This is a genomic window from Streptomyces sp. NRRL F-2580, from assembly GCF_000720115.1.
In the GTDB taxonomy this organism is placed as follows: Bacteria; Actinomycetota; Actinomycetes; order Streptomycetales; family Streptomycetaceae; genus Streptomyces.
Genome location: NZ_JOIR01000035.1, coordinates 53,410 through 80,360, shown reverse-complemented (window position 1 = coordinate 80,360; position 26,951 = coordinate 53,410). Strand labels below are relative to the sequence as shown.

The window sequence follows — 26,951 nt, the reverse complement described above, 5'->3', positions numbered from 1 at the left end:
CACACTGTGCGCTTGGGCATGCGGGTCTGGTCGGCGGCCTGGCAGGCCGGCGCGTAGGCGGCATGCTCCCCCGGTGGGTGCCCCTGCCGCCCCTCGTACTGGGCCGTGAGGACGGGCAGCGCGTCCTCGATCTGCTGGCGGCGGGTGGACGGCCAGCCGATGAGCCGCTGGTCGATCCCGGCGATTTCCACGACCGGGCGACGGCCGGGCGTCACCTCGCGCGGTTCCCACGCCCACCCGAGCCCGGCCGAGACCTCCTCCATGAAGAGCAAGGTGTAGAGGGCGTCGGCCGCGACGATGTGTGTCATCAGGGCGCCCGCCGAGAGGTTGCCCCACCTCCCGTCCGGCCGCCGGCCGCGGATGGACACCACGGCATGATCATGAAGCAGGGGCCTCGAATCGACGGCACGGGACTCGTAGTGCCGAAAGACCGCAACGATCAGTCCGTCGCGGATCCGGGCGCGGCTCTTGCCACCGCTCTTCCACCGGATCTCCGCGACCGCGTCCTCGAGCCACGCCAGCGTCTTGTCCCGGGGCGATGTCCTGGCACAGCTCCAGCACCAGCCGGGGCTCGTCATCCCCGAGCGCCCACGCGATGTGCGCCGTCGACGGGGCCCGGAACACCAGGTCCATCGCCAGCCAGGGCCTCCGCTGCTTGGCCTCTCGGCCGACTGGTTGTGCTCGATGGCCTGCCCAGCACCGTCGCCCGCCGCGCCTTCGCCGGATCGGCGCCCACCTCCAGGAGCTCGCGTTCGATCCGGTCGGCGTCCGGGTGCCGGCCCTCGCCGAGGAGGGCCGGGCGCACCAGCATGCCGCCTTTACCAGGAAGAGGGGGCGCCCGGCCGGTCGGAACCCGACCATCACGCACTCGGACGCTCCCGCGGCGGTCTGAGTACGAAAGTCCATCTCGCCAGCGACAGCCACGCCCGGCCGCTGGGCTTCCATGCCACCGCAGGTCAGGCCGGTGATGCCCCAGCCTTCGAGGCCGTCATGGCAAGGATCCGGGTCCCGCGGGGCGGCCTCGGAAGACCGAGAACCCGACCGGTCGCCGTTCTTGCAGATCGCGCCTACTCATCCCGCGCCATTCGCGGACACCTACGTCGGCGTGGCATCCAGGCTGTCAGTCCCCAGCCCGCTGACCAGGTCGGTCACCGCCTGCAGCGGGGCCGTGCCGGAGGCCGGCCGCCAGGTTTCGACGGCGAGGCCCACAAGCAGCGGAACGCCGTTGAACGATGCATCAACCGGCTCAAGCAGTGGCGAGGTCTGGCCATGCGAACGGCACCGCCAAGCTCGCCATCACCTACCAAGCCGCCCTCCACCTCGCCGCCATCCTGATCTGGGTCCGGCGATAGCCCGGCTGGGCCTATCGTCCACAACACTCAACGGCTGCGGTGATGGTTCACTTACCGGACAGCTCGTGGACGGCCGGGGAGGGTGTGTGGAAGAGCCAGGATTCCGTGTGCTGCTGACAGAAGCAGGAGACCGGAAAATGGAGGCAGTCCGTGCCATACGGACGGTCACCGGCCTCAGTCTCTGGAACAGCAACCGTCTACTCGCCAGCGCACCTGTAGAGATCACGACAGCCGGATGGCTCGAAGCCGCTGACGAGACGGCTCGGATCCTTGAGGACGCAGGCGCCCGCACCGCGCTGCTCTGCGATTGCTGCGGCCGCACCGTCAGGCGGGGAGCCTTCCCCGTCAACTCGGCGCGGCACACGGAAACGTGGTTCCTCGAGATCTGCTGGGCGAGTTCCCCACCCGCGGCGATCTGAGGTAGGCCCAGTTCAGTGGGCCTACCTACGGCCCTACACCTCAAACGACGAGCGCACCGAACCCTAGGATTCACCCGCGTGGCGCGGACGCGGCCGTGGACGGTCGAAGTACGCGTCAGCTGACCCGAAGACCGACCGCCAGCGTCAGTTCAAGGACCCGGTGTGGCGATGCGAGATCCGGAAACAGCTCCCGCAGCTGCGACATCCGGTACCGGACTGTCTGGGGATGGACGAACAACGCCGCCGCCACCTCGTCCCGCCTGCCCTGGTGCAGCAGCCACGCTCGCAACGTCTCCTCCAGCCGCCGTGCGGTCGCGACAGGCAAGGTCCGCAACGGTGCGAGGGCTCGGGCACGCAGGTCTGCGAACGCGTCCGCGTCCGCGCTCAGCACCAGCTCGGGCAGGTGGTCCTCTGTGTCGCGAATATCAGAGGAGAGGGAGCGCGCGCGTACGGCTCGTGCGTACGAGGCGGACGCACGAGTCCATGGCCGGGCCGGGCCGACCACGGCGGTGCGGTCGGTCAGCTGCCGCAAGAGATGTGATCGGTCGGCATCGGGGACGAGCAGCACACCGGTGGCGTCCGGCAGATCGTCGAGGACGAGGGTGCTCGGGTCGAGCGCGCGGTAGGCAGGCCGGGCCTGGGCGGCGGGCAGCAGGACTGCGGTCAGCGAAACCGGAGGCTGCCACCCGGCCCGTTGAACAGAGGCCAGCAGCACGTCCGGGCTCGCGCCGGCGAGGAGGTCCCGGGCCAGGTGTTCCAGGTGGCGCTCGTGGGCCCTGCCCCGGGCGGCCAGTTCGTCGGCGTGGCCCGCGGCGCTCGCGGCAGAGAGCTCGTCGATGTAGGCGAAGGTCAGCTCGGCGAACTTGGCGACCTCGGCGGCGGGTAGACCTACGGGTACGGCACCCGCTGCCAGGCATCGCCAGGCCACGCGGGCGCCGACGCGGTAGGCGCTGAGCAGGGCGTCCATCGAACGGCCGTCGCGCACCTCGCCGCGGCCCAGCTCGTAGGCTGCGTCACCGGCGTCGCCGCCTGTAGCGTTCCCGCTCGCGAGGTCCAGGTAGTGCCCCAGGGCAGTACGGACGGCTCGGCGGATGGTGGCGCCCATGTGGCCTGAAAGGGCGTTGGCGTAGGGAGGGACCTCGTCGATGATCGCCTGGACGACCTCGTCGGCGGTGGTCTTCAGCGCGGCCCGCAGTGCGGTGACCGTCTTCTCATCCAGGGCCAGCTCGCTGGCCCTCTGGATTGCATGGCTCATGTTTTTGTTCCCTGCGAACAATTCAGCCGACCAGATTTACGTCCTGCGGTCAGGACTTTACGCCTTGCGGCGCAGCAAGCTGGAGTCATGACGAGTACAGCCCTCCGCAGCAGGGCGTGGAAACTGCTGGAGATAGTCACGACGCCGCTACTGCCGTCGGACTACCTCGACCTGGTCAGCCCGCTGCGTGCGGGCGCTGACCTGCGTGGGCGCATCGAGGCCGTGCACCCCGAGACGGGTGACGCCGCGACCATCGTGATCAGGCCGGGACGGGGCTGGCGCGGCCACACAGCCGGTCAGTACGTGCGGATCGGGGTCGACGTCGACGGGGTGCGCCTGTGGCGTGCCTACTCCCTCACCTCGCCGACAAACCGCCAGGACGGCCGCGTCACGATCACCGTGAAGGCGATCCCAGACGGCAAGGTCAGCAACCACCTGGTCCGCAGGGCGAAACCGGGCACGCTGATCCAGCTCGACCAGCCGACCGGTGACTTCGTGCTGCCGCAGGCCAAGCCCGTCAAGGTGCTCTACCTGACGGCCGGCAGCGGCATCACGCCCGTGATGGGCATGCTGCGCGACACCGAGTTCGACGACGTCGTCATGGTCCATTGCGCGCCACAGCCGCAGGACGTGATCTTCCGTAACGAACTGCACGACCTGGTCGCGGACAAGAAGCTGCGGCTCACCGAGGTGCACACCGACACGGACGGCATGCTCGACATCGCCCGTCTCGACGAACTCGTGCCCGACTGGGCCGAGCGCGAGACCTGGGCTTGCGGGCCCGCGGGCCTGCTCGACGCCGCCGAAGAGCACTGGACCGAGCACGGCGTCAAAGAGCGTCTGCACACCGAACGCTTCCGCCCCGGCATCGTCGTCGCCGGCGACGGCGGCGAGGTCACGTTCAGCGCCACCGGCAAGACCGTCGACGCGGACGGCGCCACGCCGTTGCTGGACATCGGCGAGGAGGCCGGCGTGCTCATGCCCTCCGGGTGCCGCATGGGCATCTGCTTCGGCTGCATCACGCCGCTCAAGGCGGGCGCCGTCCGCGACCTGCGCACCGGCGAGATCACCGAGGCCGAGCCGGGCGTCCTCATCCAGACCTGTGTGTCCGCCGCGGCGGGCCCCTGCGACATCGAACGGTAGGAGCACCTTGACCGCCATTGACCCCACCGCCCACCTGACCGCGGAACAGATCGAGGAGCTGGGCCGGGAGCTGGACGCGATCCGCGACGAGGTGATCGCCGGCCGCGGCGAGAAAGACGCCGCCTACATCCGTAAGGTCATCTCGGCGCAGCGCAAGCTCGAGCTGGTCAGCAGGGGTGTGCTGCTGTTCTCGATCTTCCCGCCCGCGTGGCTGCTCGGCACCGCCGGGCTGTCCGTGGCGAAGATCATGGACAACATGGAGATCGGCCACAACATCCTGCACGGCCAGTGGGACTGGATGCGGGACCCGAAGATTCACTCCACCACCTGGGAGTGGGATCACGTCTCGCCGTCCGAGCAGTGGAAGCACTCGCACAACGAGCTGCACCACACGTACACCAACGTGATCGGCAAGGACAACGACCTCGGCTACGGCATCATGCGCGTCGACGAGGACCAGAAGTGGCACCCCTTCCACCTCGGCCAGCCGCTCTGGAACTTCCTCAACGCCTGCTTCTTCGAGTACGGCATCGCCGCGTACGACCTGGAGCTCGGCAAGAACCTGCACAAGCGCCGCCGCAAGAACCCGGAGTTCCGGGCGCGGGCCAAGGCCGTGGGCCGCAAGATCCGCAAGCAGGTGCTCAAGGACTACGTGATCCACCCGCTGCTGTCGGGCCCGTCGTTCCTCACCACGCTCGCCGCCACGTTCACCGCGAACCTGGTCCGCAACATCTGGTCCCACTCGGTGATCATGTGCGGGCACTTCCCCGAGGGCGTACAGGTCTTCGAGCGCCGGTCGATCAAGGGCGAGACGCGCGGCCAGTGGTACCTGCGCCAGATGATGGGCTCGGCGAACATCAGCGGCAGCAGGGCCATGCACTTCATGACCGGCAACCTGTCGCACCAGATCGAGCACCACCTGTTCCCGGACCTGCCGAGCAACCGGTACGCCGAGGTCGCGGTGAAGGTGCAAGCGCTGTTCGAGAAGTACGAGCTGGAGTACGTCACCGGGCCGCTGCCCAAGCAGGTGTTCTCCGCGTGGCACAAGGTCTTCCGGCTCTCGCTGCCGAACAAGAAGCCCAAGGTCAAAACGCCGGACCGCGAGCAGGAGCTCGTCGCGGCCTGATTCCCGGTATTGGGTCGGATCTTTCGGCCGTACCGGCGGCACCGCCGGTTTCGGTGAGATCCGTTGCGGACGGTGAGCAGCCGCGGCATCGGACTGTACGGCACGGGATCCGGGCAGCCCGGTGTCCGGCCGCGCTGCCTGGACGTGCGCCAGGAGCTCAGCACACAGCCCCGGCGAGGTGTTGTAGTGCACTGACCTGCCGTGGTCGGGCCGGTGGCCGGGCGGCTCGTTCGTCATTCCGGCCCGGGAGGAGCCGACCGGCGGCCTGTCACTCCCGGACGAGAGCGGCGTAGATCGGCGGCAGGTCGGGGCGGAGAACCCTTTCTCCGTGTTCCCGCTGTCCGCCGGTGGCCGGGGCCGGCCGCACCCTCGTGGCCATATCCCGTTTGACGCGCAACCACCCGGCCGGTTACCGCACTACGGGACTGACAGGTACTTTCGCAGGCTACGGCGCACCCGCGCTCTTCCCCCTGCCCGCGGCACCGCTCGGCCGGCTGGGGTGACAGGCCGAGATGGACGGTGGTGCCGGTGGCGTCCAGGACGCGGGCGACGGCGGGCTGGAGCGGGCCGCACAGGTGGAAGCCGGCTCCCGCTCGGCCGCTTCGGCCTTCGCCTACAGCCGGGCGCCCATCAATCTGTCGTTAGCCACGCCAACCGCCCAGCCTAGTGAACGCCCAGCGCAGCACCTCCTGGTCGGATGATCGCGCCCTGTCCGTTCGAGTGCGGTCAGAGTGTGGGCCGTCAGCCGAGCCAGTTACGGAAGTTGCCATGCCCGACCCCCGGTCACACGCTGACAACCAGACCGCTGCCACCACCCCACCCATTCACAGCCGCCAGCTCGTGGCCCGGCTGGTCCAGCTCGCCCAGAAGATGCCGCCCGGTTCGACCGGATCCTCGTCGTCGCCGGGCACTGCCAGGGCTACAGCCAGACCCTCTGCAAGAACTGGAACAAGGGGCTCAACGGGACCGACGTGTGCAACACCCGCAAGGAGGTCATCCCGGCCGAAGCCGTCGAGGCACCCCAGATAGCGGCCGGCTCCGCTCGTGGACCACATCTGCCGGCTTCTGGCCACCGGGACCAAGTTTTCCGGGGCGAAGGCCGCCGTCGGGAACACCGCAGTGATCGCCGACGGAGGCTACCCAGGTGCCGCACTCCTCCTACACCGTGGCCGGGTCTGCGACGACAGTGTCTGCCGCGGCTCTCAGTCCGGCCTCGGTTTCGGCGGAGCGCCACCGCAGGAACGCCCGGTACTGGGGCAGATAGCAGCTGGTCGCCGGCTCGTCCGCCAGCACCAGTGCCTGCGTCCGTTTTCGTCGATGGGGATCACACCGGCCAGATCGTCCACCGCGCAGGCCCGGTCGTAGTCGTCTGGGGCGGTGGTGTCTCCCGCCATGAGACCACCCTCCGTACACCCGCCCCAGGAGGCCAGGGCGGAGACGGGGACGACGATCAGAAGGCCGCCCATCGACTCCACCCAGACAAGGGAGGGGCCGGAGGCATCGTCTGCGGTGGATGCAGAGGTGATCATGCAAGTCAGTGTGCCCTCGCCCACTGACAACGTCCCCGCGCTCACCGGAACCCAGCACGGGGAAAGGCGCAGCGCCTGTGGCAAGCAGCAGTTACGGGACGGCTCTTAGGCTCCTGGGCCGATCCGGCGCACGCCGACTTCGTCGCCCCTCAACAGCGCGAGCGCAGCTTCGCGTAGCTGTTCAGTGCTACGCGCCCCCTTGGCCGTAGCCACACGAAATCAGGGGCTCATCGCGATGTATGCGATCAGCGCGAGGGGCTCGCCGCTGGAAATCCTCCGGCCTGGCGGGAGCCAGCGACGTGCTGTCGGCATGCTCGGAGCGGGCCCGCCCCGAGCGCGTCGACTGCCGCAGAATCTCACCAAGCTCTACTAGTAACCGGAATCTGAGGTTTGGCGTTAGTTCGGCGTGAGTCGTCCTGGTCCGAAGATTCCGCCGTTGTCGGTAACCGATGCCCAGCGGGCTGTGCCGGAGGGCTGCGTGTGTCGTCGTACAACGGCCCAGGTTCTGGCTCGGCGGTCGCGGATCGTGCTGGAGTGCGCGGACAGGCACTCGATCATGGCGGTGTCGCGTCGGCGCTTGGCTGGCGAGACTGTCATCGACTGCACGAACCCGGTCGACTACACGACCGGACGCACGGAGGAATGTGGCAAAGGGTCGCGGCCGCTTGTGCGGTAGCGGCTCGCGTGTTTGTGGCCAGAAGAGCCCAGGGCTCTGAGAACGCTGACGTGGGCTGGGGCAAGAACGCGAACGCGTACCGCCTTCGTTGACCGGGAGAGAAATATGACCATCAAGGACATCGGGCCGGAACCTCAAAGCTTCGACCTCGAGAAGGCGACACTCGAGAACACGAACTATCGCGCGGTCGCCTGGTCCGGGAAGTACCTCCAGTTGACCCTCATGTCGATCCCGGTGGGTAAGGACATCGGCTTGGAGGCCCACCCGGAGACTGACCAATTCCTACGACTCGACGCGGGCCGAGGCCGCGTCCAGATGGGCCGCACGAAGGATCGACTCGACTTCGACCGGGAGGTCGAGGATGGCTGGGCGATCTTCGTGCCCGCCGGCACGTGGCACAACGTCACCAACATCGGTGACGAGACCCTGCAGCTCTACGCCGTATACGCGCCGGTCCACCACGCGTCGGGCAAGATCCATGCGACATCCGCCGACGCGGAGCGCGACGAGGACTCAGACAACGACGAGCCACCAGGCTGGTCGGTCCAGCCTGCCCAGCCGCCATCGGACGAGCACGCCTGACCAGCGAGGGCTTGTCGCGGCAGCAGTTCCTTGCCCTGAGGCGAATTGAGAGGATCACGATCCTCCCCGCTCCAGCAGCTGTCCGTCCTGAGCCACGCCGTCGAAATCCTCGGCCAAGCCCGGGAGCCAGCGGCTTTCCCGCCGAGGGCCCTGCCTAGCATCCGCTTCATGGCTGGAACCGGAGATCACGCACGCCCGGCCCGTTGACCTGGGCACGCCGGGGCCGACACGAGATCAGTAGGCAGTGACTGATGGCTCTTTGATGAGGTCACGGAGCCAGATCACGATGGCGGCTGTGGCCGGGGTGCCGTTGAAGATGTAGTCGGTTCGTCGTACCGAGTCGCGACGGCCCGGTGCTGTTTCAGCTTCCCGATGCAGCGTTCGACGGTGTTGCGGCGGCGGTACTGCTCTTGGTCGAAGGCCGGCGGGCGACCGCCGGCCCGGCCGCGCCTGCGGCGCTTTCGCCGCGCTGGCCGGGCGAGGTCAGCCAGACCAGGGGCCGGCAGCGGTCGTCCGCCAGCAGATGGACCTTGCTGGTCAGCCCGCCCCGGGAGCGTCCCAGGGCCTCACGGCCATCTGGATCCACACGGGTGCCACCCCTTTTTCGGGGTGGTCGGCCGGGGGCGCGTGGCGGGCTCCGGCCGCGTGCTGACGGGCCCGGCAGGAGGTGGAGTCGACATTGACCGCCCACGACCCGTCCGCGTCCGGGGCGGTGGAATCGGCTCCGGCCTGCAACGCTCGCAGGATCCTCGACCAGGTGCCATCCGCCGACCAGCAGCGGAGCTATGCGATCCCACTGAGCATTCGTCAGTTCATGCCGACGCACCATCACCAACACCTGCCCGGAACAGCGAGAGATCCACCACCCGGGCAAGAGCCATCAGACACTGCCTAGTCCGCACGTACGGAAACAAGCCGCAAGATGTGGACGGGGGACATGTTTTCGGCCGGACTGGACAGGCGCTGGTTTCCAGGTTCGGACAAATTTTATGCTTCTGCAGCACCTCGGGAAGCACCCTGCGTCAACGAAGGGCTCAAGATGACATGGGTTCGTAAGGTTACTCTCGCGATGAGCGCGCTCGCGATGACTGTCGGCGGTCTCGCCTCCACCACAACGCCGGCGGCCGCGGTCGGCGGCTGCCCGTCCGGAAAGCTATGCCTGTACAACGCCCCCGACTACCACGACCTCCGGCTGACCTCGACCAGCACTAAGGCCTGTTACGGCCTTGGATCCCAGCCGTACTTCATGTATTCCGTGGCGTCGTATGTGAATAACCTGCCGGTCAACGCAGCCATATGGGAGTACGAGTTGTCCGGGTGGAAACTGGTCGGCACGATCGGCCCCGGCAAGTTCAGCAGTAACGCGGGCCGCAGCTTCGGCGTAGGCGGGGCCGTCTGCATGGGTGGTGTGCACCCCAATGTGCTGATGACGTAACGCAGTAGGGGACCTCGGCCGGTGAACCGGTCGCGGCCCCCACCAGTCCGCGGCCGAGGCGGGTGTTCGCCCCGCCCGCGCTCCCGTCCACCTCACCCGCCCTCTGCGCGCAAGGACGCTGTCAGCGGACAGACCAGACTCGGACGACGGACAGACCAAAACCCTGTCCATAACTTCTGCTCCGCCGCAAGGCCGGTCGCCAGGACGCCGGAGCCGGTGACGCACTCGGCGGCCTGGGCGAGCATCGGCTCCAAGGGGGGAACAGAGCCACTCGAGGATGGCCTCCTCACCGCCCATCCCGAACCTGGCACCGATAGCCTTTGCCGGCGCGTGACGGGCGTCGGTCGTGTATTCGGCCAGTGGGCCCGGGGCCCTGCCACGTCAGGCTCCATGGTGGGCTGGACAACGGACGTCACCTCGGCAGCGCACCGGACCATCGTCCGCGTGACAGCCGTGAATCCGACCGCCGAGGCGCTACTCGCCGGCATACCCGCCCTTGCCCCCTACGCCCGCAAGGCCACCCTGCTGCGCCCCCGGACGGGTGAGCCGTCGCCGCACAGCAGCCACGTCGGTGGCCCGCTGCTGTGGCCGGCCGACCAGGGGTGGCCCCGGTGTCAGGGGCCGCACATGGTCGAAGTACGGGAAGAGCTTTCCGACGCGGATCGAGAGACTCTGCAGCGTATCGACCGGGTTGCGCGAGCCCGGTGGCAAGCAGAGCCGGAGGACCGTACGAGGTCATCAGGGAGGACACCCGCATCCGTTCCCGGATCATGGACGGCGCCACCGCGCTCGACAAGATCACGCGGGAGCGGATCCGCCAGGTGTCGGTCCCTAGCGACCTTCCGGACCACTCCCGACATCTCGAAGTACACCGGCCCCGGCTCACCGCCGCCGACGAGCACACCCACCACGCCCGCATGCGCCGTTCGGCGAGCTCGGTGGGTGCCGGTGTCACAGCTGGGGTACGTAGGGGGCGAGACCGACGATGAGGATGGACCGTTCGCCCGGCCCTGGCTCGGAACCCGCGCGGACTGGGCCGACGTAGTGGCTGACTCTGTGGTCGTGGACGGCGTAGCCATCCAGTGGTTCGGTGAGGGTGAAGTCGGCGTGGATGTCCGCCCACGGGTCCTCGGGCTGGAGGCCTGCGCTGGCCGGTGTGGCGATGACGTTCTGCCCGCCGGTGACGTTGGTACGGCTGATCAGGTGGGCGAGGGTGAACGTGCTGGCCGAGCCTCCGTCCTGGTGCAAGCAGTTCGGGGAAGAAACGGCGAGCTGGCCGGGACGGTCGACGGCGAGCCTGATCAGGTGGACACCAGCCCACAACGGCCGTCTCCCCAGATTCCTCATGGACAGGACCTGCTCAATGTCCCAGCGCAGGAGTCGCAACAGCAGAGCGTTGCCGCGCAGTGCCTCAGGGATGTCGGGGAGCACGCGCCGCGTCCGCGGGTGCTCAGGGTCTTCCTCGTCCTGGGAGAAGTCGGTGACCGTACCGTGTACGGGGTCGGGGGTTCCGGGAATCCAGGACAGTTCGTCCTTCCACGGCAGGTACACGGCATGGGAGTACCTGCGGAACCGATTCGTTCCCGGCGCGTACGGGTCGGGCGGCAGAGCCGCGAAGACCTCCCGGATCCTGGCCAAATCCCCCGCAGCGGACCCGGCCGGGATACCGAGTTGCTCAGCGCCGTAGCGGACGAACCCGCGCTCGCGCAGACCGTCCATGTCCTCCCCCGGTCCTCCCGCATCGGAGTGCGATCGCCGCTTGGGCTCAGTGTTTTCCATGTGCTCCTCCAACGGGTCACCTCCGGAGCCATGGCGCCGGCGGCGCCCGCCACGTCCCGGGGCTCGACGCGGCTTTGCGATGCAAGCCCCAGCCCTTGCGGCGAGCTCGTCGAACGGCGAGGGCTACGGGCGGTCCGGCTGCTGAGCGTCCTACGGGACGCGGAAGGAAGCAAATTCGATCTTCCTCCCGAGGACGCGTGCATGGGTCGTGTACCCGCTGAGGGCGCTCATCCAGCTCGGCGGCGAAAGGACCAGTTCACCCTCGAAACCGCTCCCGCATCGAAGTACACCGGGCCCGGCTCACTGCCGCCGACGAGCACACCCACCGCGCCCGCGTGCGCGTCCAGTGGTCCGGCCGGGGCGGGTCCGGTGAGCGCAGTGGTCAGGAGTGGCGAGGGCCATGCGGCGGTAGCTGGCTGGCATGGGCGGCGCGGTGCACGCGCCGCCTTCCCCTACACATGGCGCGGCCTCGCGCAGGTCAGCTGGGCAGCCCCCAACCAGAAATGATCACCTGAAGTCATCGTGCAGTGACGTGGTGTCAGACCCAGGTGCTTTCATGGAACCGCTGTGCGGGAAGCGCAGCCTGACTGGGAGGGGACTCTGAATGCCGACTGTCCGGGAGCACTTACGGAACGGATCGATCGTACGGGCGCACTGGCGGAAGCCCGCCGGTTCCAGCAAGCAGGTCGGCCTGCTCGTCATGTTCGTGCTGGCGATGTTCGTCCTTGGCAGCAAGCCGATGGGCGGCGCTGCCCCGGTGGAGCAGGTTCCGGGGCCGCAGTCGACGGTGTATCCGATCAAGTGGCCCGGGTGGGACACGCCGGTGGTGGTGCCGACGCCGACGGTCTCGTATCCGATCGTCTTCCCCAGCCCGGGGAGCACCCCGTGAGCCGGCGCCCGGCCGTACGGCGGTCGAGCCGGGGTCGACGTCCCCGCAGGCGTCAGAACGCGGACCTGGAGAAGCTCGGGCTGATCGCCCTGGTGGGCGTGGTGGGACTCAGTTTGGTGGTGGGGGTGCTGCGGTGGCTGGCCGAGCATCCCTGGGTGGTGGTGCTTGTGCTCCTGGCGGTGGCGGCCGCGGGTGGGGTGTGGGTGTGGCGGCGGAGGGAGGCAGCGCAGTGGGAGCGGGTGCGCTCCCAGGGCCTGCGCTACGCGGTCGAGCAGCTCGACCGGCTGCACCACCGGCAGTTCGAGTTCGCCGTGCGGGACCTGATGCACCGCGACGGCTGCACGGACGCCCTCCAGGTCGGCGGCCGCGGCGACAACGGTGCGGACGTGAAAGCCACCGATCCGTACGGCCGACGCTGGGTGATCCAGTGCAAGCATCGCAAGGCCGGCTGGTCCGGGAAGCCTGTCGGCACACCCGACCTCCACGTCCTCAACGGCACCGGCCGCCAGGTTCACGGAGGTGACGTGCTGGTCATGCTCACCAACGGCCGCATCACCAGCAACGCCGTCACCTTCGCCAAGTCACAGCGCCTGCACCTGGTCGACCGCCGCCTCCTCGCCCAGTGGGCCGCCGGCTCCCGTCCCCTGTGGGAACTGCTCCGCGCCGTACCCCCGCCCCGCAAACCGACCCCTCTGTCCTGAGCCCCCGGCGACAGCAGCCCGGATCACCGCCACCACTGACAACACCCCTCGCGCTGGCACGGCGGCCTCGACCGGAGCATGCGCAGGGCCGCCACCCCGGTCGCGGCGACGCCACTTCTCTCGTGCTCCCGGTCTACGGGGCGGGGGCGAATTCGACGTCGGTGCCGCCGCAGCCGGCTGCGATGTCCAGCAGCTGGTCCCGCTCCGCCTGGTCGACCGCGAGGCCCCAGCGGAGTTTCGTTGCGGTCCACTCGGCGCCGTACCGGCACAGCGCGTCCGGCGCCGGCGGCAGCCACTGCGCCGGGTCCTGGTCCGCCTTCGACCGGCTCGAAGGCGCCGTCACCGCCACCAGCGACGCCTGGCTGGCCCTGGTCGTTCGCGTACGCCTCCCGTCGTGCGGGCGTCCAGGCCGACGCCCCCGAGTCCCAGGCCTCGGCGAGCGGGACCACCCACGTGGTCGATGTCCAGCGCACTGCCAGGCGTGACCTCCCGCTCGTCGCAGTACGACCACCACACGCCGCCGGTCAGGGTGCAGCCAGGCCCGATCTCCGGATACGCCACGCCTCGGCCAGGAGGACCTCGGCGCGGGTGTTGCAGCCGTCGGCAGGGACCTCGCCGGCGTTCCAATGCCGGAAGGAGGTTCGCCGGTAGCCGGTCCGGTCCTCCACACCGGGAGGCCGCCCTCGCGGAGCGAAGAGACCCGTGATCCCGATCGGCAGGGCCTGCGGCACGGCTGCGGCCGGGGTGGCGAGGTGTCCTCTCGCCGGGGCGGCCGCGGGCAGGGAAAGAGTCACGGCAAGGGCGACGGCGGCCGCGACAGCGGACCGCTTCATGATCATAATGGGCCGGTTTCTACCGGCCCCACGCCGTCAGCGACAGGCCGTGCGGACCGGGTTCACCCGCCCGAGCACGCCGGTTCACCGGCGAAACGCCACTGCACACTCCCCTGTCCGTCACCCGGCGGCCGCGGCCGGGCCCTCGCCGAACCGGGGTACGTCCTCGAGCCCGACGTCCAGGCGCAGGCGCTGGAATCGGAGGGGGTGGCGGAAGACACCGCCGTGGTCGATGGCGCGGTCGGCGCTGACCTCGGCGACCAGGGCGGGGTGGACGAGAGTGGTGTCCAGGACGTCGCGGCTCCCCCAGCGACGACGAGGATGGCCCAGGCCCCGGCCGTCGTCGTGGCCGGGACCTGAGGGCCGCTCAGTCGGTCTGGTTGTTGGTCTCCTTGGGCAGGCAGAACATCAGGGCCCACATCAGGGCGAGGAAGCCGGCGACCCACCACAACACGGTGATGAACGCCTCGCGGTTGAGTCCGGCGTCGGGTGAGCCGCCGGTGGTGGCGAAGAACACCAGGGCGGTCAGCGCGGTGCCGAGGGCGATGCCCAAGTGCATCGCGGTGTTGAACAGGCCGGAGGCGGCCCCGGCATCCTCGTGCGGGACCCGGGCCAGCGACAAGTCGGCGAGCGGGCCGCCGACCATGCCGAGACCGACGCCGATCAGTACCACCGGCGCGGTCATCGCCAGCAGGGTCAGGTCCTCCTCGCCTGCAGCGGCCCGGAAACCGTAGGCGGCCATCGCAGCAATCGTGATGAGTGCTCCGGCCTGAGGCAGACGGCGGGCGAAGCGCCCGGCGCTCTTTGCCGCGAGCGTTGCGCCAACCAGCTCTCCCAGGGAGAGCAGAACGAAGGCCAGGGCCGCGTGGACGGGGCTCATGCCCAGTCCGCGCTGGAGGTAGAGGGTCCAGGTCATGAAGAACAGACCGCACAGCAGGCCGTGCATCAGCTGCGCGGCCGTGCCGCCGGAGAACTGCCGGCCCCGGAAGAGGGACAGGGGCACGAGCGGCGCGCCGTCCTGCTTGCGACACTGGTGGCGTAGGAAGACGACCAGCGCGAGGAGGCCTGTGCCAAGCATCGCGAAGCACCACAGCGGCCAGTGATGCAGGTGCCCCTCGGAGAGGGGGAAGACGATCAGGACGATCGCCAGCGCGGACAGCGCCATGCCGGGCAGGTCAAGCCAGTCGGCCTTCTTCACGGTCGACTCGGGGATGAACTTGCGTCCCACCAGGAGCACGGCGAGGCCAACGGGCACGGTGACCAGGAAGATCAGCCGCCAGGACAACCCGAACAGGTCGGCCTCGGTGAGCAAGCCGCCCAACACCGGACCCAGGACGTTGGCGATGGAGAGGACAGCCCCGTACAGACCAAAGGCCTTGCTGCGGCTCGCGCCGTCGAAGGTGACGTGGAGGGTGGCCAGGACCTGCGGGATCATCAGCGCCACCCCCACCCCCTGGAGCATGCGGGCGCCGATCAGCACGCCCGGCCCGGCAGCCAGGCCGCACAGCAGCGAGGCCGCAGTGAACACGACGGTGCCCATCAGGAGGATCCTGCGCCGTCCGTAGAGGTCGCCGAGGCGCCCGCCAGTGATCAGCCCGACGGCGACGGGCAGTGAATATCCGGTGGTCAGCCACTGCAATGCGGACGGTCCGGCGCTGGTCGATTCCTGGATCGCGGGCAGGGCGGTCAGGACGACCGACTGGTCGAGGAGGTCCATGAGCTCGGCGGTCAGCAGGACCAAGAGGGCGATCCGGGCCGCCAAGGCCATGTTCGGGTGGTGAGGTGCTGGGTCGTCCGGGGACGGGGTGGTGTGCTGCGGCTCGTTGTCGAGCGCGGAGGAAGACACGACGGGAAACTCCTGATCCGAAGGAATCGGGGAGCCAATGCCGACAGCCGCACCGGGGCCGGAAAACACAAAACCCGGGGCAGACGGCAGAGCTGCACCCGGGAAAAGACCGAAAACAGGGGGAGGGTGACGCAACTCAGGCCAGCGCGACGTCCGCCCCCGGACACGTGCGACACAACAGCACGCGGGGAACACGGACGACTACATGGCCTGGTTAATAGGACGTCACCTCAAGATCGGCACACAGAAGGAACAGGGAAACCAGTCACTGCCGCCGACGCCTCGGCACAGGAACCGGTCCACCATACGACACGCCCAAGACCCACCGCACACCAGATAACGGACCCGACCCGCTGGCCCAAGCGACGCAGAGGATGCGTCACCGTCCACCCCGCACCCACCCGGCCCGCCGGGGCCTCGCACGCCGCGGTCCCGGAAGACCACAAGCACCCCGTCGACCCCCGGCCCGCACGCCCGGACACGGGGGCGGCGCTGCCCCTCTCCCCCCACGCCCGACCCTGCGGCCGCGCCTCCCACCGGCGCCGTTCCCCGAAGCCGGCCGTGCTCCCGCGCCGGCCCGTCCCGCACCCGCGGCCCGCAAGGCGTCCGGCGAGACGCAACCCGCCCGGCGGGGTCCCGACCACAGGGGCGAAGGCCCGGTACGGTCGCGCAGGACGACCCCGCCCCGGCCTGCCGTACGCCCCGCCGTCAAACCAAACCCAAGCCCAGGAAAGGTGAAGCGGCCAAACCGTACGCACGCCCCGCACCGTCCGGTACGAGCCCCAGGGGCGGGGACCGCGGACATGACGGAGCTGTGCCGCGCCGCACACGGCGTCACCAGCCCTGCCGTGGCCACGCTCTGCCACCAGACCTACGTGTGACTGAGCGTTCTACTTGGCCAGTCCTTGTAGAGGGCGGCGGAGCGCATGCGGACCGCCCAGGAGGCTCCGACCCACGCGCCGAGCAGGCTGCCAGCCAGCAGGTTGACCGCGACCGGCCAGCGGGCAGCCACCTCGGCTGCCGGGACCGCCACCAGGCGGGCAGGCAGCGCGACCAGGACAACGACCAGGCTCATCGCCTTGTTCAGGATGACCGCCGAGAGCGCGGCGAACCCGAAGAGGCTGATCAGTAGCGGCAGACGGAACTCTGCGCCTCCCAGGCCGATCATCCCGCCCAGGGCGCCGATGGCGGCTCCCGCAGCGAAGACCACGGGTGCCGAGTGCGTCGAGCGGAGCGGGACGAGATGCTGGTCGGGGGTCATGAAGCGCATCCTCGCTCGTGACCGCCCCCGCCTACTACGGCACGGGCCCACCTTCAGGGAAAGGCACGGGGGCTCCGACCCCCGATTGGTCAGGCCCTCTGAAGCGCCTGCGCCGACCGCGATACTCAACTGGCCCCTCGCGCTCAGTGGCCAAGTAGAACGCTCAGTCACACTACGGCCGATGACCGGGGCGTGGTATTCGCGGAGGAAATCGAACATGCGTTTCGCTGAGGGTGGGATACCACCGTTCCGTTCCGTTTCCCCGAGAACCCGATCACGCTCCAATGGGCGTGGCAGCAGACCTACGTGGAGCTCGCGCAGTCCCCCGCCGGGACCGGTACGACCGTGCTGCGGCGCCGGTTGATCGCCCTCTCCGGGAACCTGTGCACCCAGCCCTCCTGGGCGGCCTCCGCCGCCTGGCGGGCCGGCAGCGTCGAGCTGCGGCGCGCCGCCCGCACCCCCACCTCCGCACCGGCGGACGGGGAGGCAGCAGCATGAGCGAGCAGACCACCACCAAGCCCCGCCCGCAGGTCGTCACCTGGGCGACCAGCCAAACCGGCCCCTGTGCCCGGTGCGGATCTCCCTGAGCCCGGTGCGTCGTCCTGGCGTCACCGGTCTGCCACGCGTGCCGCACTCAGCTGCGCGAGGCGCAGCAGAAGCCGGCCCACTCCGGAGCCTGACCTCACGGAGCCTTCTGGCCGGCTCCGACGTCTCCCGAGGCGATCGGGAAGATGTTCGAGCGGCTCAGGGAGCAGGCCGGGCTGTACCGGTCAGGACCGGCGGGGGCGGCTTGCGGCCGCCTGGGTGACCTCTGGCCCGCCCACAGCGCTGTACCGCCGCACCCTCCCTCGCCACTACCGCGCAGGCCGCCCCGAGCTGCTCATGGTGTGATGAAACGGGGGGTCCGAGAAGGAGAGAACGATGACCTCACCGGTAGCGGAGCGGAAGACCGTCGCGGGCCTGGTGTCAGTCCGCCCGTTGGCCGAGGCAGACCTGGATCAGGCCGATGAGATCTTCCGGGTCGCCTTTGGGACGTTCCTCGGGGTCCCCGAGCCGAAGACGTTCTTCGAGACCGCCGATTACGTCCGCACACGCTGGGCGGCCGATCCGCACGCGGCTTTCGCAGCGACGATCGAGGGTGAACTCGTCGGATCGAACTTCGCCGCCAACTGGGGCAGCGTCGGGTACTTCGGACCGTTGACCGTGCGTCCGGACTTGTGGGACCAGGGCGTCGGCAAGCGCCTCATGGATCCGGTCATGGACTGCTTCGACACCTGGGGGAACAGCCACCTGGGACTGTTCACCTTCTCGCACAGTCCCAAGCACCTTGAGCTCTATCGCAAGTACGGTTTCTGGCCCCGATTCCTCACCGCCATCATGAAGAAGCAAGTCACAGGCAGCCCCGCGGTCCCGGGCCGGGTGATGTACAGCGAGCTGCCTGCCGCCGAGCAGCCCGCCTGCCTCAGTGCCTGTCGCGCACTGACCGGGGCCGTGTACGAGGGGCTGGACCTGGAACGCGAGATCGTTGCCGTGCACGCGCAGGGACTCGGTGACACCATCCTGCTCCAGGGCGGCGGCTCCGAGCTCGATGGCCTGGCCATCTGCCACTGCGGAGCCGGATCGGAGGCCGGCGAGGACGTGTGCTTCGTCAAATTTGGCACCGTACGCCCTGGCCCGGAGGCCGCCGACCGCTTCGAGCGGTTGCTCGACGCATGTGAACAACTGGCGGCCGAGCGCGGGCTGAGTCAGCTGGACGCCGGGATGAACCTGGGCCGCCCGGATGCCTATCGGCGCATGATCGACCGTGGTTTTCGAACTGGGTTGCAGGGCGTCACGATGCACCGGCCCAACGAGCCCGGTTACAGCCACCCCGACGCCTATGTGATCGACGACTGGCGCTGAGACGGTACGCGCATCCTGAACGGCTTCGGAGCGGTAGGCGCCCCGGCCCGGCCCTGGTAGGCGGCGACGAACTCCTCGATCGCGGCGAGGGCCTGGCGCCGGTGGGCGGTGTCCTGGCGGGCGATGCGGATGAGCGAGCGGACCCCTGCGGTCTGCGCGTCTGCGTCTGTGCCGGACAGTGCGCGGACGGCTTGCTCCAGGTCCTCGTGGGCGTGGGTCGTGCAGGCAGTGAAGCAGTCGGCGCTGACAGCCCGCAGGCCGTCCTGCCGGGGGTTCACCCGGAGCGGTGGTTGGGGCGGCGGGGCAGAAGCGGGAGCCGGAGCCGTGCTGGATGCTGTCGACCGGGGCGGTGACCGGCGGCGTGTGACGGCTGCCGGACCTGCCCGCGGTCGACAGCGCCACGGGGCCGGGAGCAGCCCATCCGAAGGTGGCTCCCCGCAGTCGCTATTGCACCCCTCTTGTGGCTGGGCTGGCAGGAACGCGGCGGAATTTCGGGGGCGGTGGTCTGGGTGAGAGGGCGTTTTGTCCCTTTAATTCGATCTATTTCAGAGCGTGTTCGGCCCCTGCCAGGGCCCCTCCACGGCGGCCCCGCAGTCGCTCGGGAGGTGCGCGACGACGAGCGCGGCGGCCGCTTGGGGTGTAGCCACCTCGCCGAGGAGTTCGGCGTAGCCGGCGGCATACACCAGGTAAGTCTTCTCCCCGCCAGCTATGAAGGGAAGGTCGTTGCTCCAAGGGAAGTCTGTGTTCCGGTGAAAGGTCAGGCAGCCGTGGCTCGGAAAGGGGAACAGCTGGCGCAGACGCAGCTCTGCGAACGCGGCTTCGATCACCTCAGGACCCCCGCGGCGGGCATCAGGGTGGCGCTCCAACAACATGCGCCAGGTCTTCTCGACCACGGTTTCCGTACTCATGTCATCGATCATGCGCAGTAGCGCCCGCCGGAGCAACCCTCAGCGCTTGCCCGCGGGTCGGTGTACTGAAGTTTGCGGTGCGTCGTCAGGTGTCGCGCCATGTGCGTGTGGATTCGCCGGTGAGGCGGCGGGTCATGAGGTTGATCATCGCGAGGTGGATCATGGCTTCGGAGCGGTGCGGGTGGGCTTCGTAGTCGCGGGTGAGGCGGCGGTGGTTCATGAGCCAGCCCAGCGTCCGCTCGGCGGTCCATCGGCCGGGAAGGACGGCAAATCCCCTGGTGGCAGGGTCGCGGCGGACGATGTGCATGTCGATGCCGAGGGTCGCGGCGTGTTCGACGAGGTGTTGGCGGTAGCCGCCGTCGACGCCTTACGTTGTTATGCCGTCAAGTTCAGGCGATGAGGCCCCCGAACACGGCGCGGTCGTAGAGGCGCTGATGCCACTCGTTTGCGCCAGGAGCGGGCTTGCTGGTCAGCACCGGGTTCGGGCCGGTCTCGATGAGATGCAGCAGGGTCCAGGCCACGCCGTAGCAGTCGTCGGGGCCGAAACATGAGGCGAGAGCCTTCGCCTCTTCCGCGGTGACCGGCTTGGCGATCGCGCGGAGCTGCTGATCACACCGGTCGATCTCTTCTTCGCTCGCGTCCCAGTCGGGGAGCGGGCCGTCAGCAACGAACGCCTGCACTTCGGGTCTCATGTTCGAATGATCGGTCGCCGTCGCCACCGCGGGCAAGGCTTCTTCGCAGGTCACGCGGCTCGTGCTGCTGCCGCCAACGGTGCCGGGAACGCGGACTGCTCGTCGAACAGCTTGTGGTGCTGAAGGCAGTGGTAGAGCTGTCCGATCATGCGGTTGAAGAGGTTGCGCTAGGCGGCCGCGTGCCAGTTGCCTCGTTCGCGTCGAGGCGGCGATGGGCGAGTACGGCCGGGGCATCACCGTCCTGACCGGCCCGACGCCGTCCGCGGACATCCAAGGCCTGCTGAACGTGCGGCTGCGAATGAGCAGGTTCCCCTGCTTGCGCGAGTCTGGGGAGTCGGGCAGGGACGAGATCTTCTGGGCGGTGAGCGCGGGCAGTGACACCACCGCGAAGAAGTCGTTCATCACCCGCGAGTACGGGGCCACCTCGAGCGGCGACTGGCACAACTTCGATTACGACTTCAACGCCAGGACGACGTATCTGTTCGACGGCACCGTTGACCAGCACATCTCGACCGAGATCGAGCGCTGGGAAGCCGACGACAGCAGCGGCGGCTTCTACAACTCTCTCCGTGACGCTCTGGGATGGTTCTCCGACCGGGCCGCCGACACCTCGATCGAGATGCCCCGGTCCGGCGGCCAGCAGAAGGCCGCCGCCTGGTCCGCCCTGATCGCAATCGGCGCCGGGCTGCTCGACGAGATCCTGGGATGGCTCACCAACGACGACGACCTGGTGTGTTCCAGGCTCATCAACCTCGACCGCGCAGCCCTGTACGCGCTGCGCGACCGGCCGGGCAACGAGGACTACTGGAACTTCAACGGCGGCGGGGGCGGCCACCACCGCCTCTATCTGATCAGCAACGACTTCGTCTAAATCCGGGTCCTGGCCGTCTCGAACTCGGACACTCAGCGGTCATGCAGGCATCCTGCCGTATAGCGCAGCGCGCAGGTTCCGTACCGGAGAACATCACCGCGACGCGCCTGCACGCGAATGGCCGGCCCAGCAACCAGGCCCGTCCACGGGCCAGACGCCGGCCACTGGCAGAGTATCGAAATGAGAGCATCCAGTCGGCTGAGAGTCACGGACAGCGGCGCGCCATCGCGTATGGTCGCTGAATGCGAATCAGCCCCGGCGACATGGCTAAGCCAGCAGTCACCGGGGCCTCCACACTTATGCAGTCACCGCAGCAGTGATCCCCTTATGGCTTCGTCCATGATCCGCTACATGATGCCCAGCCACCTGTACGCCGGTGGTCTACCTCACTGGGTCAGGAGGTAGAGCTGCTCCAGGTGCCAGCGATCCGGTCGTAGGACCAGTGCTGTTCACGATCGCGGTTGTCGAAGATGTACGCGCGGACGTGCATGACGCCCTCGTTGTCCTTGAAACCTGCGCCGGATTCATCGTTCATGGCGAGGTACAGCGTCTTACTGATGTCCGACGCGGTGCCATCGGTGAAGATCCTGTGCTTGCCGACCTTGAATACCGAGCCGTCCGGCCCCCACTTCCCGATCAGGGTGCCGAGATAACCATCGGGGGCGGCGTGGAGGTACCCGGCCCTGCCTTGAGTCCGCAAATGGTCATAGGTGGCCCCTTCGTAGCCCTTCTGGACCCCGTCCGCATCGACGGCATGCAAGTCCTTGCGGTACTTCCACTCACCCTCGGCCCGGATGCTGAGGCCCTTGCCGGTTTCCGCTACTTTGCGGATCTCCGTCGGCTGCCATTCGAGATCCGCCCGGATGTCGTACTGCCACGAGGTGCTCATGCGACGGACCGTAGCCCGTGCCACGCTCCACTGATCACCGTCCGCGTCGTGCTCCCCTGACAGCACTGGACGCACGTCACTCGAAAGCGTGAACGGGACTTTCCTCGCCGAGCACGACCATGATTCTCCAGAAGTGTCCGGCTAGTCGCGTGTGCCCGGTGCGGGCGGGGGCCGATAACGGGACTCCGGCGATCGCCACCGGATCCCCAGGGTGGTCACGACGCTCTCACCGCGCGGGCGGCTGCGCCGGGAAGCCAACGGGCGAGTGGCTCCTCCCCTCCCTCCGAGCCAATGCCGGCCCATGGCGCCGAGCGCATTCCCGGGCCGGTGTCCTGGCGAGCGTCCTCGCACTGAAGCAAAATTACGGGCTCGCCTGACGGCGGTCCGCGAACACCTGGTCCTACGGGTGGGGTACCCAGCCCTCTGCTGATGTGATCCGCGGCGACTGGGGCTGACAGGCACCTACTCGTGATTTACCACTCGAAGGAGTGGCAGTTCGGTTTTCCGGCCGGGAGGACCCCCTAGGCTCCCCCGAGGCGCGTCCAAGGGGCACGTCCGGATTGACGAGGAGCATGGCTATGACAGACGCGGTGCCGGGCGTGAGAGAAGCCGACGGAACACTCGGCCATGACCTGCTGTCCCACACGCGATGGATGACGGCGTTCTGGCATGCCAGCAGAATCGTCGGGAAAGTGCTCACCAGGGCCAGCACTGACGCACTGCGCTATGTTGCGCCGAAAGACCAAGAATTCCTGGAAACATTTTTCGGCTGGTATTGCCACAGGTTCCCTGTCACCCGGCACCTCAACCCGAAGCACGTGAAGGACCAGACGCACCTGACCGTCATGTCCTTCCCGAAGGTACGGGATTTCAGCACGCTGGCCACACTAAACCACGCCATGCTGGTGACTTTCTACGTCGATGATCATCGCCACCTGCTGGATCTGGTGCGGCTGCTCGACGACACCATGGCAGACCCGGTGGTGCACGCATTCCATGAATACATCAGGCACGAGCTCCCGGACGCCCACGAAGGGTACACGGATGTGTTCCGGGAGTTTCTTGCCGGAAGCCTGCTGCAAGGCAAGGTCAAGCGGAGCGAACTCTTCTACAGCAGGGTGAAAAGCGTGACCATGGGAATCCTTCCCGTGCACTACATCCGGTGGTGTCTCTACGGGCTCCCGGACGAAAAATTTGGCGCCCTGAAACTCCACAATTACATGCATTGGCTGGAACTCGACACCGTGCTGGTCAACGACCGGTATTCACTCGGCAAGGAGTCGGACTCCTGCGAGTGGAACTCAATCGCGGCACACGAGCTCAGCCACGAAGAGCTGACCTCCATGATCGACGACAACTATGCCCACCTAATCACGGCCTTGGGGGAACTGCTGGCGGTCGAGGAAGATCAGACATGCGTAGCGGCATATGAAGATTTCAAAATTTGCGCGGATGCCACCAAAACCTGGGAAGAATTCTCACCCAGGTACCACACCGCCCCAAGCGACACGGAGACCGAAGGACCGCGAAGCAGCCGGCCTGCGAATTATCGACTTCCCTGCGGCCCGACCGGCCTCGGAACGAAGGGACTTCGGCTGAGCATCAACAGCAGCAGCCACTGAGCCCGCACTGACCCGAGCGGCCAGGCATCGTCGGTGGAACAGCGGGGAGATGACCGACCCCAGCAAGCACCGCCGCGCACTCCGGACCCACCGCACCCCTCACCACGGCCCAGGGGCCAGCTCCGGGCGCAGCCGGTGCCAGACGGGGTGGCGTAGCTGACTTCCGCGACAAGGCGTGGCAGGACCCACCTGGCCCCGGCCACGCCCGGTACGGGGGGTGAAGGGGCACTCGTCGGCGGCTGCCACGGCCAGGAGGTGGGCGAGGTCGGCGCGTTCGCGGTCACTCCAGCCGGTCCCGACGCTGCCCAGGTAGCGCAGTCGTCCGTCCTGTCGCGGTTCTCCGAAAGGATCACTCCCGGCAGCCCGGCCAGCGCCTCCTGGCCGGGTACCCATCCCCCGACGATCACGTCGACGGTCTGCATGTGCCGGATCTTGACTCAGGACCGTGGGCGGACTCCGGGCTCGGGGAGTCGATCCGCTTGCAGACAATGCCCTCCAGACCGAGTTCCCGAGTCGCCTCGAACGCCTCCCGACAACGGCCGGCCCCACCGAGGCGGGAACCGACCAGGACGGGCCGCGTAGCCCGAGCCCGTCCAGCACTTCGCGGCGAACTCGGTACGGGCGTGCCGTCAAGTCGCCGCCGTGCAGGAACAACACGTCGAACAGCACAAGATGGGCCGGATCTTCCCGGGCAAGTCGGCCTGCTTTCGCCGGGGACCCGGACAAGCCCATCCTCGGCCGCCGGTCCAGGGGGGGGCCGGAGCCGGCGAGGGTCAGGTGATCGGCGAGCTGGCGGGCGGCATCGGGGCGCAGCGGGACAGTGCGGCCGCGGAGGCGGCCGGTCGGGTCGTGGCGGCCGGTGGAAGGGTGACCAGCAAAGTGCGCCGGTGCGGTTATGTGGAGAGATGAAGGCTCATGTCAACGCCCGTAGGCACCGAGAGACACGGTGAGCTCGCTACCGCCCTTCCGGGCCTACCAGCCGCAAAGTCGCGGGGTGATCCTGCGTACGGGTGTGAGTAGTTGCGGTACACGTGAGCTTCCGGTCCGTCGGCGATCACACGGACGGGACCGGGGGGGGGTGACCGCGGTCCCTGCACGCACCGCGTTGCCCGGGGCGTCACACCAGCAAGGGCCCTCCGCAGCGTTCGGCGCCGTCTTTCATCGCGATCAGATTGGCCTGCACGTAGGAGATCTGGTTTCTGGAGTGCCAGTCGGTCGGGAAGTAGGTGACCAGCCGTGAGTTCTGGAATCTGGCCTGGATCTCCGGTACGAAGGCGCGGTACTGGTTGTCGGTGTAGTACCAGAACGAGTTCTCGTTGTAGTAGGCGACATGCGTCGGGTCCTGGTAAGCGCCCCGGCCGTCGGAGCTGGGAGTGAGGGTGAGGAGCATGCCGCCCGGTGCCAACAGGCGGTACAGCTCGTTGATCAGTGGAACCTTCGCGGGTACGTGCTCCAGGAAGTCCACCGCCCGCAGCAGACCGACCGAGTTGTCCGGGAGGTCCAGGGGGGCGGGCAGTGTCGCGATGATGTCGACGCCGTCCCTTGCGTACTGGTCCACTCCCAGGTAGCCGGGCGGCTTACGGTGCGCGGCGCCGAGGTCCAGTGCGAGCAGCCCGCGCCGCTTGGTCCAGGCGAGCGCGTTGCTTTCGATGTATTTGTCGTACAGGGCGATGGTCTCGCGCTGGATGTGCGCGTTGATCTCGGTGTCGCGCTGGGTGTTGTCGGGGTGCATTCGTTGCATGTACAGGCATCGGGGGATGCGGTGGAAGTCGCCGGCCTGGAAGAGACGGCACATCAAGTCCTGGTCGTCCAGCACCGTGCGTGTGGCGTCGTACCCGCCGACCTGTTCGTAGGTGTCCTTGCGGAATGCGCGCACATGGTTGGGGGCGTACCAGATGTACGAGACGTTGTGCGGCGTCGGTGCCATGGCGATGGCTTGCAGGAGGCGGCGGCCGTCGACGTCCACGTCCTCGTACTGCCAGCCGTTCGTCTCGTTGAACCGTGTGTCGTCCCGGCTTCCGTCCTCGGCGATCTGAGCGGTGTGGCTGTAGACGAAGACGACGTCGGGGTTTTCGTCGAAGGCCTTGGCGAGTTCCGCCAGGCAGTCCTTCGCCAGCAGGTCGTCGTGGTCGAGTTCGACGAGGATCTCGCCTCGTGCCACTTCGCAGGCACGGCGTTTGACGGCTCCGACCCCGCGGATGTCGTCCGCGATCTCCAGCCGGACACGGTCGTCAGGGTGTTCGGGCCGCCATCGCGCGCCGTTGTTGAGGAGGACGATCCACTCCCAGTCGGAGCAGGTCTGCGCTTGCAGGGTGGCGAGGCATTCGTCCAGGAAACGCGGCCGGTGGCTGGGGGTGAAGACGGAGAACCGCGGGGTCGGGGATGAAGTCATTCCTTGGTACCTACCTGAGTGGCTGTCAGTGCTGCGCTTGCGGAGTCCCGGAACTTCTCCGGGACGAACTGTAGGAGCGATGGGGCGGCGCGGACGGCGTGGCCGAAGGCGTCCTCGGCCTCGTCGTCCCGGCCCTTCTTCGCCAGGGCCTGTCCAAGGTGCAGGTGGGCCGTGGCGGCTTTCGGGTCGGCGTCCACGATGTGCCGCAGGATCGCCACCGCCTCATCGGTGTGGCTCGACTCGATCAGAAGCGCCTTGTTGTAGAGGGCCGATTCGAAATTCGGGTCGATCTTGAGAGCGTGGTCGTAAGCCGCGCGGGCGTCGGCTGTCCTGTTGTCGTGCTGGGCGATGACGCCGAGGTTGTACCAGGCGAGTTTGCTGGCGGGGTTCACGTTCAGGTCCAAAACCTGTCGGAAGCTGCGCGTCGCCCCGGGGAAATCCTTGTTCTCGCCCTGCTTGATGCCTGTTTGCAGCAGTGCCTCTGCCCGCGCGGCACGCTGGGCCACAGGCGATTGGGGCCCGGATGCAGTCGAAGTAGTGGTCTTGGGGTCTCCTGCGAGCAGCTGGACCCAACCGGTCGCCGCATTGGAGACCACGACTGCTGCGGTGAGTCCGGTCCACAGTGCGATCCGCTTTTTCACGGGGGTCTACCTCGCCGATCCGGTGACGCGCCTGAGCCAGGCGGCAGGGGCAAGCGCGGTTGGCTGTGCGGACGATGCTCCCCGGGGCCGTCGCCCGGTGCGGCCGTGAGCGGCAGCCCACCGAGCCTGAGGTGTCACGGTGCGGGGGTTCACGGCGCGCATACCGCGTAGACGGTGACTGTGCCCACGCCGTTGGAGGTGGCCTGCC

The 26,951-nt window shown here is 68.2% G+C and carries 23 protein-coding genes and 6 pseudogenes; 13 read left to right on the top strand and 16 right to left on the bottom strand.

Annotated elements, in window-relative coordinates:
* Positions 1 to 5 precede the first annotated feature (5 nt).
* Positions 6 to 811, bottom strand: a pseudogene (gene mobF / locus IF88_RS41125) (MobF family relaxase); the annotation flags it as partial.
* Here mobF and IF88_RS44385 point away from each other — a divergent pair.
* Positions 719 to 1,352, top strand: a pseudogene (locus IF88_RS44385) (IS5 family transposase); the annotation flags it as partial. The pseudogenes mobF and IF88_RS44385 sit on opposite strands and share 93 nt — an antisense overlap.
* 65 nt (positions 1,353 to 1,417) lie before the next feature.
* The gene (locus tag IF88_RS44380; protein ID WP_267884538.1) at positions 1,418 to 1,771 is read left to right on the top strand and encodes a ribosomal protein L7/L12; all 354 of its coding nucleotides are present in this window, start codon (positions 1,418 to 1,420) and stop codon (positions 1,769 to 1,771) included.
* A 115-nt stretch (positions 1,772 to 1,886) separates the two neighbouring features.
* Here IF88_RS44380 and IF88_RS0130690 read toward each other — a convergent pair whose 3' ends face one another.
* Positions 1,887 to 3,026, bottom strand: a complete 1,140-nt coding sequence (locus IF88_RS0130690; protein ID WP_030719717.1) for a PucR family transcriptional regulator — start codon at positions 3,024 to 3,026, stop codon at positions 1,887 to 1,889.
* 87 nt (positions 3,027 to 3,113) lie between these two features.
* Here IF88_RS0130690 and IF88_RS0130685 point away from each other — a divergent pair, with 87 nt between their 5' ends.
* Positions 3,114 to 4,169 carry a ferredoxin reductase gene (locus tag IF88_RS0130685; protein WP_030719714.1) on the top strand — a complete coding sequence of 352 codons (1,056 nt, stop codon included), beginning with the start codon at positions 3,114 to 3,116 and terminating at the stop codon, positions 4,167 to 4,169.
* A gap of 7 nt (positions 4,170 to 4,176) precedes the next feature.
* Positions 4,177 to 5,295: a fatty acid desaturase family protein gene (locus IF88_RS0130680; protein ID WP_030719712.1), complete on the top strand. Its 1,119-nt coding sequence runs from the start codon at positions 4,177 to 4,179 to the stop codon at positions 5,293 to 5,295.
* 1,158 nt (positions 5,296 to 6,453) lie between these two features.
* On the opposite strand, the pseudogene IF88_RS48455 reads toward IF88_RS0130680, so the two are convergent.
* Positions 6,454 to 6,761 (bottom strand): annotated as a pseudogene (locus tag IF88_RS48455) (Imm21 family immunity protein).
* 844 nt (positions 6,762 to 7,605) lie between these two features.
* Between IF88_RS48455 and IF88_RS0130665 the strand changes: the two are divergent.
* Positions 7,606 to 8,082 carry a cupin domain-containing protein gene (locus tag IF88_RS0130665; protein WP_030719710.1) on the top strand — a complete coding sequence of 159 codons (477 nt, stop codon included), beginning with the start codon at positions 7,606 to 7,608 and terminating at the stop codon, positions 8,080 to 8,082.
* A gap of 234 nt (positions 8,083 to 8,316) precedes the next feature.
* Here the strand turns inward: IF88_RS0130665 and IF88_RS47430 are convergent.
* Positions 8,317 to 8,862 (bottom strand): annotated as a pseudogene (locus IF88_RS47430) (IS5/IS1182 family transposase); the annotation flags it as partial.
* A 289-nt stretch (positions 8,863 to 9,151) separates the two neighbouring features.
* Between IF88_RS47430 and IF88_RS0130660 the strand changes: the two are divergent.
* Positions 9,152 to 9,517 (top strand): peptidase inhibitor family I36 protein, encoded by a 366-nt coding sequence (locus tag IF88_RS0130660; protein WP_234323756.1) that lies wholly within the window; start codon positions 9,152 to 9,154, stop codon positions 9,515 to 9,517.
* Between the two features lie 951 nt (positions 9,518 to 10,468).
* Here IF88_RS0130660 and IF88_RS0130655 read toward each other — a convergent pair.
* Positions 10,469 to 11,236 carry a 2OG-Fe dioxygenase family protein gene (locus IF88_RS0130655; protein WP_030719706.1) on the bottom strand — a complete coding sequence of 256 codons (768 nt, stop codon included), beginning with the start codon at positions 11,234 to 11,236 and terminating at the stop codon, positions 10,469 to 10,471.
* Between the two features lie 664 nt (positions 11,237 to 11,900).
* Between IF88_RS0130655 and IF88_RS0130650 the strand changes: the two genes are divergently transcribed.
* Together IF88_RS0130650 and IF88_RS0130645 are read left to right on the top strand one after the other, a co-directional pair.
* A complete protein-coding gene (locus IF88_RS0130650; protein WP_030719704.1) occupies positions 11,901 to 12,185 on the top strand; it encodes a hypothetical protein in 285 nt (94 codons plus the stop codon).
* Positions 12,182 to 12,886, top strand: coding sequence for a restriction endonuclease (locus tag IF88_RS0130645; protein ID WP_030719701.1), 705 nt, complete (start codon positions 12,182 to 12,184; stop codon positions 12,884 to 12,886). The genes IF88_RS0130650 and IF88_RS0130645 overlap by 4 nt, the downstream gene beginning before the upstream one ends.
* 133 nt (positions 12,887 to 13,019) lie before the next feature.
* Here IF88_RS0130645 and IF88_RS41110 read toward each other — a convergent pair.
* A pseudogene (locus IF88_RS41110) lies at positions 13,020 to 13,719 on the bottom strand (HNH endonuclease family protein).
* 207 nt (positions 13,720 to 13,926) lie between these two features.
* On the opposite strand from IF88_RS41110, the gene IF88_RS46830 reads away from it, so the two are divergent.
* Positions 13,927 to 14,079 (top strand): hypothetical protein, encoded by a 153-nt coding sequence (locus tag IF88_RS46830; RefSeq protein WP_158754675.1) that lies wholly within the window; start codon positions 13,927 to 13,929, stop codon positions 14,077 to 14,079.
* 7 nt (positions 14,080 to 14,086) lie between these two features.
* On the opposite strand, the gene IF88_RS0130630 is transcribed toward IF88_RS46830, so the two are convergent.
* Both IF88_RS0130630 and IF88_RS0130625 read right to left on the bottom strand, forming a co-directional pair.
* Positions 14,087 to 15,565, bottom strand: coding sequence for an MFS transporter (locus IF88_RS0130630; protein ID WP_030719700.1), 1,479 nt, complete (start codon positions 15,563 to 15,565; stop codon positions 14,087 to 14,089).
* Positions 15,566 to 16,436: 871 nt separating this feature from the next.
* Entirely contained in the window at positions 16,437 to 16,826 is a 390-nt protein-coding gene (locus IF88_RS0130625) for a TSUP family transporter (RefSeq protein ID WP_234323755.1), read from the bottom strand.
* 306 nt (positions 16,827 to 17,132) lie between these two features.
* On the opposite strand from IF88_RS0130625, the gene IF88_RS0130620 reads away from it, so the two are divergent.
* Together IF88_RS0130620 and IF88_RS0130615 are read left to right on the top strand one after the other, a co-directional pair.
* Positions 17,133 to 17,324, top strand: a complete 192-nt coding sequence (locus IF88_RS0130620) for a hypothetical protein (RefSeq protein ID WP_030719698.1) — start codon at positions 17,133 to 17,135, stop codon at positions 17,322 to 17,324.
* 423 nt (positions 17,325 to 17,747) lie between these two features.
* A complete protein-coding gene (locus tag IF88_RS0130615) occupies positions 17,748 to 18,728 on the top strand; it encodes a GNAT family N-acetyltransferase (RefSeq protein WP_051837838.1) in 981 nt (326 codons plus the stop codon).
* Here the strand turns inward: IF88_RS0130615 and IF88_RS0130610 are convergent.
* The 4 genes and pseudogenes from IF88_RS0130610 to IF88_RS0130595 form a co-directional block, all read right to left on the bottom strand.
* Positions 18,704 to 19,006 (bottom strand): hypothetical protein, encoded by a 303-nt coding sequence (locus IF88_RS0130610; RefSeq protein WP_030719691.1) that lies wholly within the window; start codon positions 19,004 to 19,006, stop codon positions 18,704 to 18,706. The two genes, IF88_RS0130615 and IF88_RS0130610, sit on opposite strands and share 25 nt — an antisense overlap.
* Before the next feature lie 267 nt (positions 19,007 to 19,273).
* Positions 19,274 to 19,636: a DUF6193 family natural product biosynthesis protein gene (locus IF88_RS0130605; RefSeq protein WP_030719688.1), complete on the bottom strand. Its 363-nt coding sequence runs from the start codon at positions 19,634 to 19,636 to the stop codon at positions 19,274 to 19,276.
* Between the two features lie 85 nt (positions 19,637 to 19,721).
* Positions 19,722 to 20,000: pseudogene (locus tag IF88_RS41105) on the bottom strand (IS5/IS1182 family transposase); the annotation flags it as partial.
* A 25-nt stretch (positions 20,001 to 20,025) separates the two neighbouring features.
* A complete protein-coding gene (locus tag IF88_RS0130595) occupies positions 20,026 to 20,382 on the bottom strand; it encodes a hypothetical protein (protein ID WP_234323754.1) in 357 nt (118 codons plus the stop codon).
* 262 nt (positions 20,383 to 20,644) lie between these two features.
* Here IF88_RS0130595 and IF88_RS0130590 point away from each other — a divergent pair, with 262 nt between their 5' ends.
* On the top strand, positions 20,645 to 21,199 hold the full coding sequence (locus IF88_RS0130590) for a hypothetical protein (RefSeq protein WP_158754673.1): 555 nt from the start codon (positions 20,645 to 20,647) through the stop codon (positions 21,197 to 21,199).
* 394 nt (positions 21,200 to 21,593) lie between these two features.
* Here IF88_RS0130590 and IF88_RS0130585 read toward each other — a convergent pair whose 3' ends face one another.
* Entirely contained in the window at positions 21,594 to 22,088 is a 495-nt protein-coding gene (locus tag IF88_RS0130585) for a hypothetical protein (protein WP_158754671.1), read from the bottom strand.
* A 578-nt stretch (positions 22,089 to 22,666) separates the two neighbouring features.
* Between IF88_RS0130585 and IF88_RS0130580 the strand changes: the two genes are divergently transcribed.
* Positions 22,667 to 23,710, top strand: a complete 1,044-nt coding sequence (locus tag IF88_RS0130580; RefSeq protein WP_030719673.1) for a hypothetical protein — start codon at positions 22,667 to 22,669, stop codon at positions 23,708 to 23,710.
* Between the two features lie 99 nt (positions 23,711 to 23,809).
* On the opposite strand, the gene IF88_RS49685 is transcribed toward IF88_RS0130580, so the two are convergent.
* The 3 genes from IF88_RS49685 to IF88_RS44360 form a co-directional block, all read right to left on the bottom strand.
* Positions 23,810 to 24,103 carry a hypothetical protein gene (locus IF88_RS49685; RefSeq protein WP_420711012.1) on the bottom strand — a complete coding sequence of 98 codons (294 nt, stop codon included), beginning with the start codon at positions 24,101 to 24,103 and terminating at the stop codon, positions 23,810 to 23,812.
* 724 nt (positions 24,104 to 24,827) lie between these two features.
* Entirely contained in the window at positions 24,828 to 26,102 is a 1,275-nt protein-coding gene (locus IF88_RS42475; protein WP_030719670.1) for a glycosyltransferase, read from the bottom strand.
* Positions 26,099 to 26,743: a tetratricopeptide repeat protein gene (locus tag IF88_RS44360; protein WP_078893245.1), complete on the bottom strand. Its 645-nt coding sequence runs from the start codon at positions 26,741 to 26,743 to the stop codon at positions 26,099 to 26,101. Before IF88_RS44360 ends, IF88_RS42475 begins: the two co-directional genes overlap by 4 nt.
* Positions 26,744 to 26,951: the final 208 nt, after the last annotated feature.

Excerpts from the sequence above, each read along its gene's own strand:
- IF88_RS0130690 (WP_030719717.1), bottom strand. The coding sequence starts at position 3,026 with ATGAGCCATGCAATCCAGAGGGCCAGCGAGCTGGCCCTGGATGAGAAG.
- IF88_RS0130580 (WP_030719673.1), top strand. The coding sequence starts at position 22,667 with ATGACAGACGCGGTGCCGGGCGTGAGAGAAGCCGACGGAACACTCGGC.
- IF88_RS49685 (WP_420711012.1), bottom strand. The coding sequence starts at position 24,103 with ATGGGTACCCGGCCAGGAGGCGCTGGCCGGGCTGCCGGGAGTGATCCT.
- IF88_RS0130615 (WP_051837838.1), top strand. The coding sequence starts at position 17,748 with ATGACCTCACCGGTAGCGGAGCGGAAGACCGTCGCGGGCCTGGTGTCA.
- IF88_RS42475 (WP_030719670.1), bottom strand. The coding sequence starts at position 26,102 with ATGACTTCATCCCCGACCCCGCGGTTCTCCGTCTTCACCCCCAGCCAC.
- IF88_RS0130665 (WP_030719710.1), top strand. The coding sequence starts at position 7,606 with ATGACCATCAAGGACATCGGGCCGGAACCTCAAAGCTTCGACCTCGAG.
- IF88_RS0130650 (WP_030719704.1), top strand. The coding sequence starts at position 11,901 with ATGCCGACTGTCCGGGAGCACTTACGGAACGGATCGATCGTACGGGCG.
- IF88_RS0130625 (WP_234323755.1), bottom strand. The coding sequence starts at position 16,826 with ATGACCCCCGACCAGCATCTCGTCCCGCTCCGCTCGACGCACTCGGCA.
- IF88_RS0130685 (WP_030719714.1), top strand. The coding sequence starts at position 3,114 with ATGACGAGTACAGCCCTCCGCAGCAGGGCGTGGAAACTGCTGGAGATA.
- IF88_RS0130605 (WP_030719688.1), bottom strand. The coding sequence starts at position 19,636 with ATGAGTACGGAAACCGTGGTCGAGAAGACCTGGCGCATGTTGTTGGAG.
- IF88_RS0130655 (WP_030719706.1), bottom strand. The coding sequence starts at position 11,236 with ATGGACGGTCTGCGCGAGCGCGGGTTCGTCCGCTACGGCGCTGAGCAA.
- IF88_RS0130585 (WP_158754671.1), bottom strand. The coding sequence starts at position 22,088 with ATGAGCACCTCGTGGCAGTACGACATCCGGGCGGATCTCGAATGGCAG.
- IF88_RS0130660 (WP_234323756.1), top strand. The coding sequence starts at position 9,152 with ATGAGCGCGCTCGCGATGACTGTCGGCGGTCTCGCCTCCACCACAACG.